Origin of the sequence: Bradyrhizobium sp. CCBAU 11386, from assembly GCF_028128955.1 — a bacterium.
GTDB lineage: Bacteria > Pseudomonadota > Alphaproteobacteria > Rhizobiales > Xanthobacteraceae > Bradyrhizobium.
The window spans coordinates 1-529 of sequence record NZ_LBKA01000066.1 but is presented as its reverse complement, the minus strand read 5'-3'; the positions used below and the strand labels follow the sequence as shown (position 1 = coordinate 529).

Sequence of the window (529 nt, the reverse complement as noted above, 5' to 3'; positions counted from 1 at the left end):
TGAACGGCACGTGGATGTCCGGAGCGCTCAGGCGCAGGACGGGCCGCTTCAATAGATCGAAAGCTTCTTCCACCATCACCGCCGCGATTTCACTTCCGACGTTGCAGACGGGGTGCGCGTCCTCAACGACTACAAGCCTTCCGGTCTTCGCAACCGATTTCTTGAAGGCCTCATGATCGAGTGGCTTTAACGTACGTGGGTCGATGACCTCGACTGAAATGCCTTCCTCGGCGAGCGCGTCGACAGCTTCCATCGTCGGTCGAATGGCGCCAGCAATAGCGATAAGCGTTACGTCTTTTCCCTCGCGCTTCACATCCGCCTTGCCAATCGGGATTATGTGCTCCGGATCTGCGGACACATCCTCCTTAAGCGGCCACAGGCGGGTATCCTCGAAGACGAGCACGGGATCGCCGTCGCGAATGGCTGACTTCATAAGCCCTTTGATGTCGGCGGCGCTGGTCGGGCTGATGATCTTGAGGCCCGGCACGTTCATGAAGAACGTGTAAGGTCGGTCAGCATGCTGGGCTGC

1 protein-coding gene is annotated in these 529 nt (G+C 58.6%); it reads right to left on the bottom strand.

Annotated elements, in window-relative coordinates; all coding sequences use genetic code 11:
* The coding region (locus tag XI09_RS08385; protein WP_271566419.1) for an alpha-ketoacid dehydrogenase subunit beta at window positions 1-529 on the bottom strand (529 nt) is incomplete at both ends.